Genomic DNA, 9,898 nt, shown 5'->3' on the forward strand with positions numbered 1-9,898 from the left:
GTGCATCTCGGCCAGAAACACCTCGCGGCGGGTCCGTTTGCGCTTCCCGCCGTACTCTGCGTCCGAAAAACTCAGCTGCTTCATCACCGCCTCCACCAGATCACTCTAGCAGAGCCGCTCGATCGACAGCTTGTTCAGAGAATCCTTAGTTGCAGCGATGGCCGCTTCTATGGTCTGCCCCACCTCACGTGGTGCACCAGGATATGCGACAAAGCCGAACTTTGAATGACCAGACATCAGTTCCCACCCCGCCTTTTCAATTGCCGGCGAGTGTAGGGCCCCTCAGCGTTTCTGCCTAGTCGTAGCTGAAGGCCAACTAGTGCCGTGCCTATGCTTTGTATTGTTGTTGGCGACGCAGGTGGCTTGCATCTGACTTCACGAGCGCTGGAAGAAGCGGCACCCACGAGTGCCTTTTGAAGCTTCCTTATTCATAACGACGCTGGTTGTTGCCGGCTTATGCGGTATAAATTGTTGTGGACCAAATGCGGTTGCTGATCTCATGCCAGAAGTTGTCGGATGGACATGGCTGTGCAGACCGCCGGACCGTGGCAGAGGGATGGCTTTCCCGAGTCGCCAGCCCGTCCTGCTGCGCCGCCCAAGATCGAGCCCCCGTGGGCGATGGCTTCACCCCGGCGCCCATTCAGTAGGTCGTTTTCTTGGCCCGCTGCGGGTAGTTCAAGCATAGCCAGCGCCAAGTCTTGGCGGCCTACACCAAAGCTGTCACGATCACCGGCACGCACGACACGTGCCCCATCTGACGCACGCTTGCCGGCGTCCGAGCGCGCAGCGCCGCAGGAAGGTGATCTGTGGACTCGTCCCGCAGAGACATTCTCACTCTGACGACGGGCGCTGCCGCGCTTCTGGCCGTATCGCGCGTCGCTTCGGCCCAGGCCTATCCGACCCGAACGGTGCGCTGGGTCGTCGGATTTGCCCCCGCGGGCGGCAACGACATCGTCGCCCGCTTGATGAGCCAGTGGCTGACCGAGCGGACCGGTCAGCAGTTCATCGTCGAGAACCGGCCGGGCGCCGCCACCAACATCGCGACCGAGATCGTCGCCAACGCGCCGGCCGACGGCTACACGCTCCTGCTGATCGGTGTGACGGGCGCCATCAATGCGACCCTCTACGACAATCTCAGCTTCAATTACGCCCGCGATATCGCGCCGATCGCGGGGATCATGAGCATCCCGCTCTACCTCGCGGTCAACCCGTCGATCCCGGCCCGGACGCTGCCCGAGTTCATCGCCTACGCTCGCGCCAATCCCGGCAAGGTGAACATGGGCTCGGCCGGAGTCGGCAGCGTCGGCCATCTCGCCGGTGAGCTGCTCAACATGATGACCGGCACCCATCTGGTTCACGTGCCGTATCGCGGCAACGGACCGGCGCTGGCGGCGCTGCTGGGCGGCGAAGTGCAGGTCGTGTTCCCCACGCCTCCCTCGTCGATCGAGTTCATCCGGACCGGCAAGCTGCGCGCACTCGCCACCACCGGCGCCACACGCGCGGAGGCCCTGCCGGACATGCCGACCGTGGCTGAGTTCGTGCCGGGCTACGAGGTGAGCGCCTGGTACGGAGTCGGCGCGCCCCGCGGCACGCCTGCCGAAATTTGTCGACAAGATCGGCCGGGAGATCGACGCGGGCCTTGCCGATCCCCGGATGAAGGCGCGCTTCGCCGATCTGGGGGGCGTTGCCATGCCGATGCCGCCGGCCGAGCTGGTCAAGCTCATTGCCGACGAAATCGAGAAGTGGGCCAAGGTGATCCGCAAGGGCAACATCAAGCCGACGTGAACCTGCTGGGGGTGCGATCCTGTCATCCTGAGCGCAGCGAAGGATCTCACGGTCGCAGCAGACTCGTCGATCGTTCCGTGAGGTCCTTCGCTGCGCTCAGGACGACAGAGGAGAGGCGCGCCCAGCAAAGGGACGCCCGCCTGCTCAGTAGATCGTTTCCCTGAGCCGCTGCGGATACTCCCGGTCGTACGCGTCGCCATCGAAGCCCTGCTGCAGCGCCTTCATGATGGTGCCGCTGCTCGGCAGGGTCCCCGCGGCGACATGCCGGGACGCGTCCCACAGATGGGAACGAACCAGCGCCTTGGGGCACTGCGTGTAGACGCTCTCCGCGGTGACCACGAGGACGCTGCGCGGCACCTTGCCTTCCATGGTGAAGGACTCGCAGAGCGCGCGGTTGACGCTGATCGCCGCACGACCGTTGATGCGCAGCGTCCGACCCTCGCCTGGGATCAAGAACAAGAGCGCGATGCGCGGGTCGCGGACGATGTTGCGCAGCGAATCGATGCGGTTGTTGCCGCGGCGGTCCGGCAGCATCACGGTGCGGCTGTCGACCACGCGGACGAAGCCGGGCGGATCGCCGCGCGGAGTGCAATCGAGCCCCTCCAGGCCCGAGGTGGCGAGCACGACGAACGGCGAGGCCTCGATGAAGCGGCGGTAATGATCGGAGATGTGATCGATTTCCTTGATCACCGCCGGGCCGGCCGGCTGGCCGTAGATCGCCTCGAGTTCGGCTTCCGACGCGACAAAATCCGGCACGGTCTCTCTCCGGGCTGCTGGCGATTCTTGTTCCAAGGCCGATGGTATCGCTCAATCGGTTCCGAAGCCAAGCAGTCGGGCTCATCGCTGGGGGTACGCCACGCAACGAAGACGTTGCGCCTGCTACGCCGCCGTGTCGCCCCCGATACCACTTTCCCGAGAAAGTCACTTTCATTCCTCACGCAGTCCGTCATGCTGTCGTCCTGTCTCTGCGCACGGAACCGGGGCAGCCGTGCGCGTGAGATCGAAAGGCGAGCCGATCGCGTCAGGATCGGCGCACCGCCGTTGTCGCCCCGCTCACGACGCTGCCGATGCCGGATCGCACCGGCTCGACGCGTTTCCGCACAGGGAGGCAGACATGGCCAGCAGGCCCAGAGCAAAGACAAAGATGAGGACGAGAGGCTCCGCGGCCCCCATGGCCGCCGCCGCCGCGCCGGACCTCAAGGTCTCGGCCACCGCCGACGAGCTGCTGCTCGCGGCGCTCCAGAGCGGCGGCGACGCCAAGGCGACCGGCCGCTTCCTGATGACCTTCAAGGAAGGCGCCACCGCCGCCGGCGTGAAGTCGTTGCAGGCCCGGAAGGGCCTGCGCCTCGCCGACGCGCGCGACTTCACCGCCCAGTCCGTCGACCTCGCGGCGACCGGCGATGCCGACGCCGTCGTCTTCCCCGAGATCGGCGTGGCGCTGATCGGCGGCGCCGCGGCGCAGGAGCACTCGCTCACCGCCGCGGCCCTCGCCGCCGAGGACGGGCCGGCGCATTCGATCGATCCCGAATACTTCATGTTCGCCGCCGACGTGAATCCGGCCGACTACCTGCGCGGCGTGATGCGCACCGCGGAGATGATCTATGCCGATCTCGGCGACCATATCGCGCCGCGCGCCGAGGCCGAGGCCGCGGTGGCCGGCGTGACCTGGGGCCTCGCCGCCTGCAAGGTGCCGGCCAGCGCCTTCAACGGCACCGGCATCAAGGTCTGCGTTCTCGACACCGGCTTCGATCTCGGCCATCCCGAGTTCGCCGGCCGCTCGTTCGTGACCAACACCTTCGTCGGCCAGCCCGTCCAGGACCTGCACGGGCACGGCACCCACACCATCGGCACCTCGTGCGGGCCGAGCGCGCCTCCGGGCAGCGTGCAGCGCTACGGCATCGCCGCGCGCTCGCAGATCTTCGTCGGCAAGGTGCTGACCAATTCCGGCAGCGGCACGCAGGCGCAGATCCTGGCCGGCATGAACTGGGCGATCGCCAACAAGTGCGCGGTCATCTCGATGTCGCTGCGCGCGGCGGTGCCGCCGCAGCCGTCCTACACCGCGGCGGGCAACGCAGCCCTCGCGGCGGGCTGCCTGATCATCGCCGCCTCGGGCAACGACAGCGCCCGGCCGGGCACCATCGCGCCGGCCGGCGCGCCGGCCAACTCGCCGTCGATCGTGTCGGTCGCGGCGGTCGACAACGCCTTGCGCATCGCCTCGTTCTCGAACGGCGGCAAGGTCGACATCGCGGGCCCGGGCGTGAACGTGTTCTCGTCGTGGCCGCGGCCCAACCTGCACAACACCATCAGCGGCACCAGCATGGCAACGCCGCATGTCGCGGGCTGCGCGGCGCTGTGGGCCCAGAGCAACGCCTCGCTGCGTGGCGCGGCGCTCCGGGCCAAGCTGCTGGCGACCGCCAGGCACCTGCCGCTGCCGGCCAGCGACGTCGGCGCGGGCCTGGTGCAGGCGCCGTAACCGGCTCTTGATGTGGCCGTCGGCCATGCCAATCTAGAGGCATGGCCGACAAGAAACAGGATCTGGTCGTCACGCTTTCCGGCGATCGGAAGGCGCACGACGTCGTCAAGGACCTGAAGGCGGCGGGCCTTTCGGTGAAGGACGTGCTCGAGGCGGTCGGCGTCGTCACCGGCCACGTCACCAGTACTGGTGCGGCGTCGAAGATCGGCCGCATGAGGAAGGTCCACGGCGTGGCGGACGTCTCCGAGGAGCATCCTCCCGTCGACATCGGCCCGCCCGGCAAGTCGCCGTCGTAGGGTCGCGGACGACGTGGACGATCCCGTCGATCACGCCGCGCAACGGCGCCGCGCGCCGATACGCCTGACCGAGAACATCTGGATTCCCCTGCCCGACGGCAGCCGCCTCGCCGCCCGGCTGTGGCTGCCGGAAGATGCTGAGCGCCATCCCGTGCCGGCGCTGCTGGAGTACCTGCCCTACCGCAAGCGCGACGGCACGATGGAGCGCGATGCGCTCACCCATCCCTGGCTCGCCGCGCACGGCTATGCCTGCCTGCGGGTCGATGTGCGCGGCGCGGGCGAATCCGAGGGGCTGCTGTCGGACGAATATTCCCGGGCCGAGCTCGAGGACGGTGCCGCGGCGATCGCCTGGATCGCCGCGCAGCCGTGGTGCAGCGGGCAGGTCGGCATGTTCGGCATCTCGTGGGGCGGCTTCAACGCCCTGCAGGTCGCGGCACTGCGCCCGCCGGCGCTCAAGGCGATCGTCACGCTGTGCTCGACCGACGACCGCTACGCCGACGACGTGCATTACATGGGCGGCGCCAAGCTCGAGGCAGGCTTCGGCTGGGCCGGCTTCTTCTTCTCCGACATGACTCATCCGCCCGACCCGGCGCTGGTCGGCGAACGCTGGCGGGCGATGTGGCTCGAGCGGCTGAACGGCCTGCCGCTGTTCCTCGAACGCTGGCTGCGGCATCAGCATCGCGATGCCTACTGGCGACGCGGCTCGGTGTGCGAGGACTACACGGCGATCGACTGCGCGGTGTTCGCGGTCGGCGGCTGGACCGACGGCTACACCAACGCCGTGCCGCGGATGCTGGCGAACCTCTCCGGACCGCGGCGCGGGCTGATCGGGCCGTGGGCGCATGCCTATCCGCATTTCGCCAAGCCCGGCCCGCAGATCGGCTTCCTCCAGGAAATGCTGAAATGGTGGGACCGCTGGCTGAAGGGCCATGACACCGGAGTCGACTCCGAGCCGATGCTGCGCGCCTGGATGACCGGCAGCCATCCACCCGCCAGCCATCACGAGACCCTGCCCGGCCGCTGGATCAGCGAGCCCGTCTGGCCGCCGCAGCGGCCGATGCGCCGGCTGTTCCTGTCCGACGCGGGCCTCGCCGACCGCGCCGGCGTGCTGGCGCCCCGTCCCGTGTGCTCGCCGCTGTCGGTCGGCAAGCACGGCGGCGAATGGTGCCCGTTCGGCCGCGGCAACGACCAGGCCGACGACCAGCGCGAGGACGACGCGCTGTCGCTGGTGTTCGACACGCCGCTCACCGCGACCGTCGAGCTGCTGGGCGCGCCCGTCCTCACGCTCGATCTTGCGGCCGACAAGCCGGTGGCGCAGATCATCGCGAGACTATGCGACGTCCATCCCGACGGTGCCTCGCTGCGCACCAGCTTCGGCGTGCTGAACCTCACACACCGCGACGGTCATGCGGCGCCCTCGCCGCTGGTGCCGGGCGAGCGCTACACGATGCGCATCAAGCTCAACGATTGCGGCGCGGCGTTTCCCGCGGGCCATCGGCTGCGGCTGGCGCTCTCGACCTCCTACTGGCCGATGGTGTGGCCGGCGCCCGAGCGCGCAACGGTGACGATCCTCGGCGGGCACCTCGACCTGCCGGTGCGGCCGACGCGCGTCGACTCGCTGCCCGACTTCGCTGCCGTCGAGACGGCGCCGGCCGAGAAGCCGCGGGTCGTGCGGCCGGGCGTGGTGGTGTGGGACCAGCTCGACGGCCTCGAGGTCGGCAACGACTGGCACTTCGAGCGCGACGTGAAGGGCGACGATCCGACGAGCGCCGCGGCCGCGATGCGCCGCTCCATGACCGTCGCGCGCGGCGCCTGGCGGACGCGCGTCGACACCACCCTGCGCATGAGCTGCACGCGCGAGACCTTCCGCCTGCAGGCAAGCGTGCGCGCCTTCGAGGGCGACGCGGAAGTCTGCGCCCGCGACTGGGACACCACGATCAAGCGGGATCTGGTCTGAGTCTTCCAGACCTGAGTCACTTCCGGTTCTTCAGCACCACCGCCGCGATGATCCCAACTGGGGAATGGCCTGCGGACGGGTTCGGGGATGTCCGCAGGCCATCGACCAAGGGCCACCCCCCAGCCGGCGGGGGAGCGCTTGGGCCGAGGATGGATCCTCCCATTGATCGACCCTCGAATAGCATACAGTGTGCAATTGACAAACAACCAATTGCAGACGTTCTGTCACCAGCGCGGCGGCCGTTTCTCGTTGAAGGCGGCGAGGCCTTCCTGCGCCTCGTCGGTCTCGATGATGTTGCAGATCGTCTCGACGGTATTCTCGATGGCGCGGTGATACTCGAAATCGTTGGCGCGCATGAAGCCGTCGCGCGCCAGCTCCATGACCAGCGGCGACTTGGCCGCGAAGTCGCGGGCGAGTGCGCGCGCTTCGTCCATGACCCGCGCGCGCGGCACGACCTTGTTGACCAGGCCCATGCGCTCCGCCTCTGCAGCACTGATCGGCTGGCCGCTGAACAAGAGCTCGAACGCCTTGTGGCGGCCGATCTGGCGCGGCAGGTGGACGAAGTGCATCGCCGGGATCACGCCGACCAGGATCTCCGGATAGGCAAGGCTCGCGGTGTCGGCGGCGACGATGCAGTCGCAGGAGACCGCGAGCGTCACGCCCGCGGCGCGAGCGGGACCGGTCAGGGCCGCGATGGTCGGCTTGCCCATGCGGTACTGCAGGTCGTGCATCTCGAAGTAGAGCTTCTGCAGGTAGCGCCGCAGGTCGAGGCCGCGCCTGCCGCGGATCATCGCGAGGTCCATGCCGGCCGAGAAGGCGCGCTCGAAGGCGCTGGTCAGGATGATCGCGCGCACGCCCGGATCGGCCTTGGCCTGGCGGTAGGCGGCGTTGAGGTCCTCGATCAGGCCGTGGTCGATCGCATTGACCGGCGCGCGGCTGAGGGTGATCTCGGCGATCCGGTCGCGCACGGCCGCCTGCGACACGCAACCTCGCTCCCGAGGGCCCGTTTACCGCAATGCCCAAAACGCCTGCCCATTGGAACTCAAGGAGAATTCGATGAACGGTGTGATCTACCTCGTCGGGTTGATCGTCGTAGTGATGTTCATCCTGTCCTTCCTCGGCCTGCGCTGAGGGAGGATCCCATGGCCGTCTCGGCTCCCGTCATCACCCCCGCTCCGGCGGCCGTCGTCGCCACCGCCCCGCCGCGCTCCGTGCAATGGGGCGCGGTGATCCTGGGTGCGCTCGGCGCCACCGCGATCTCGATGGTGCTGCTGACCTTCGGTGCCGGCATCGGGCTCAGCGCCGCCTCGGCGCATCCCTATGCCGGCGCCTCGGCCAAGGCGCTGGCCGTGATCTCCGCCCTCTATGCCGCGGTGAGCATCGTCGCGGCCTTCGCGGCCGGCGGCTACATCACCGGCCGCATGCGGCTGCCCGCCACCGAGGACGACATCGCCGAGGCCGACTTCCGCGACGGCGCGCACGGCTTCGGCGTGTGGGCGCTGGCGCTGGTGGTCGGCGGCGCCGTCGCGGCCTCCGGCGCGGCCGGCGTGCTCAAGACCGCGATGCAGACCACCGCCGCCGTCGCGAGCGGCGCCGCCGCCAATCCCGCCAACCAGATCTCGATGAACCCGACCGACTATGCGGTCGATCGCATCCTGGCACCGGCTCCCGCCGGCGGCGCGCCCGGTGCCGCGATGCAAACGGCGTCGCGCGCCGACCTGGCGGCGCCGGTCACGCGCATCTTCGCCGCCTCGATCAAGAGCGGCCAGCTCGACCCGCGCGACCGCACCACCCTGGTGGCGATCGTGCAGCAGCAGACCGGCCTGCCGCAGGCCGAAGCCGAGAAGCGCGTCGACGAGGCCAACACCGAGCTAAAGACCGCGGAGCAGAAGATCCGCGATACGGCCGAGGCCGCGCGCAAGGCGGCGCTGATCACCGCCTTCGGCGTGGCAGCAACCCTGCTGCTGGGCTGCGCCGCGGCCTGTGCCGGCGCCGGCGCCGGTGCGAAGCATCGCCACGAGCGCGTCGCCATCACGTGGTTCGGCTCGCGTCGCTTCTGGTGAGCCTGTAACCTGCGACCCCTCGAGCCTTGTTGAGGGGTCGCCGTGACTTTGCCGTTGGAAGGTGTACGCGTCATCGAAGTGGGCCAGGCGCTGGCCGGGCCGTTGGCCGGTGTGATCATGGCCGACATGGGCGCCGACGTGATCAAGATCGAGAAGCCCGAAGGCGGCGACGACGCGCGCATCTGGGGCCCTCCGTTCGGGCCCGACGGCAGGACCTCGCTCTACTTCTACTCGCAGAACCGCAACAAGCGCTCGGTCGTGCTCGACCTCAAGCTCGAGTCCGACGTCGGGAAGCTGCATGCGCTTTGCGAGACCGCCGACATCCTGATCCAGAACCTGCGGCCCGGCGTGGTCGACGAGATCGGCATCGGGCCGGAGGCCATGCTGGCGCGCCATCCGCGGCTGATCTACTGCTCGATCTGGGCGTTCGGCTACCAGGGCCCGCTCAAGATGAAGCCGGGCTTCGACCCGCTGCTGCAGGCCTATGGCGGCATGATGAGCGTCACCGGCCGGCCGCAGGACCCCCCGACCTTCTGCGGCGCCTCGATCAACGACAAGGCGACCGGCATGTTCTGCACGATCGGCGCGCTGGCGGCGCTGCGGCAGCGCGACCGCACCGGCAAGGGCTGCCTGGTCGACACCTCGCTGTTCGATTCGGCGGTGCACTGGGTCGAGGGCCAGGTGAACTCCTACGTCGCCACCGGCAACGTGCCGCAGCGCCACGGCACCGGCGGCAACGTGATCGTGCCCTACCAGACCTTCGACTGCGCCGACGGCCATCCGCTGTGCCTGGCGCCGGGCAACGACCGGCTGTGGGCGCGTTGCGCCCAGGTGCTGGGCCATCCCGAATGGGCGACCGATCCGAAGTTCGCCAAGTCCGCCGCGCGCGTCGCCCACAAGACCGAGCTGCTGCCGCTGATCGCCGCGGCGATGAGGAAGAAGACGCGGCCCGAATGGGTCGAGGCGCTGGAGAAAGCGGGCGTGCCCTGCGCCGCCGTCAACGACATCGGCGAGCTCGCCAACACCGAACAGTTCGCCGCCTCGGAGCTGATGCAGCAGCTGCCCGGCGGCGATCCCAAGGTGGTCGGCCTGCCGATCACCTTCGACCGCATCAGGCCGACCTCGGCGCGCTCGGCGCCCAAGCTCGGTGAGCACACCGACGAGGTGCTGGCCAAGCTCTAGCAGTTTGCTGAAGAACCTTCCGGTTTTTCAGGATTGATGATTCCATAGCGTGGTTTTTGCTGTGGAGCATGGGCAATGCGCGGTGAGTTCCGGGATCAGGGCGGTCTGTTCTCCTACATCGACCCCGAGAGCCGCATTCCGG

Annotated in this window: 8 protein-coding genes; 6 read left to right on the forward strand and 2 right to left on the reverse strand. The window is 68.6% G+C overall.

From position 1 onward, the window contains the following. Positions 1 to 806: 806 nt before the first annotated feature. On the forward strand, positions 807 to 1,949 hold the full coding sequence (locus J0J01_RS32540) for a tripartite tricarboxylate transporter substrate-binding protein (protein WP_296387800.1): 1,143 nt from the start codon (positions 807 to 809) through the stop codon (positions 1,947 to 1,949). On the opposite strand, the gene J0J01_RS32545 is transcribed toward J0J01_RS32540, so the two are convergent. Then, a complete protein-coding gene (locus J0J01_RS32545) occupies positions 1,930 to 2,541 on the reverse strand; it encodes a pyridoxamine 5'-phosphate oxidase family protein (RefSeq protein WP_296387801.1) in 612 nt (203 codons plus the stop codon). The genes J0J01_RS32540 and J0J01_RS32545 overlap by 20 nt on opposite strands. Before the next feature lie 415 nt (positions 2,542 to 2,956). On the opposite strand from J0J01_RS32545, the gene J0J01_RS32550 reads away from it, so the two are divergent. Genes J0J01_RS32550 through J0J01_RS32560 form a run of 3 tightly spaced genes read left to right on the forward strand, consistent with a single transcriptional unit; the run spans position 2,957 to position 6,511 of the window. Further along, positions 2,957 to 4,258 (forward strand): S8 family serine peptidase, encoded by a 1,302-nt coding sequence (locus tag J0J01_RS32550; protein ID WP_296387802.1) that lies wholly within the window; start codon positions 2,957 to 2,959, stop codon positions 4,256 to 4,258. Between the two features lie 41 nt (positions 4,259 to 4,299). After that, a complete protein-coding gene (locus J0J01_RS32555; protein ID WP_296387803.1) occupies positions 4,300 to 4,554 on the forward strand; it encodes a hypothetical protein in 255 nt (84 codons plus the stop codon). 13 nt (positions 4,555 to 4,567) lie between these two features. Next, complete coding sequence (locus J0J01_RS32560; RefSeq protein ID WP_296387804.1) at positions 4,568 to 6,511, forward strand: CocE/NonD family hydrolase; 1,944 nt, start codon at positions 4,568 to 4,570, stop codon at positions 6,509 to 6,511. A gap of 224 nt (positions 6,512 to 6,735) precedes the next feature. On the opposite strand, the gene J0J01_RS32565 is transcribed toward J0J01_RS32560, so the two are convergent. After that, complete coding sequence (locus J0J01_RS32565) at positions 6,736 to 7,494, reverse strand: enoyl-CoA hydratase/isomerase family protein (protein ID WP_296387805.1); 759 nt, start codon at positions 7,492 to 7,494, stop codon at positions 6,736 to 6,738. Positions 7,495 to 7,653: 159 nt separating this feature from the next. On the opposite strand from J0J01_RS32565, the gene J0J01_RS32570 reads away from it, so the two are divergent. Further along, positions 7,654 to 8,574, forward strand: coding sequence for a hypothetical protein (locus tag J0J01_RS32570; RefSeq protein ID WP_296387806.1), 921 nt, complete (start codon positions 7,654 to 7,656; stop codon positions 8,572 to 8,574). A 42-nt stretch (positions 8,575 to 8,616) separates the two neighbouring features. Next, positions 8,617 to 9,756: a CoA transferase gene (locus J0J01_RS32575; RefSeq protein WP_296387807.1), complete on the forward strand. Its 1,140-nt coding sequence runs from the start codon at positions 8,617 to 8,619 to the stop codon at positions 9,754 to 9,756. Positions 9,757 to 9,898 lie beyond the last annotated feature (142 nt).

It is taken from the genome of Reyranella sp. (assembly GCF_017305915.1).
GTDB lineage: Bacteria > Pseudomonadota > Alphaproteobacteria > Reyranellales > Reyranellaceae > Reyranella.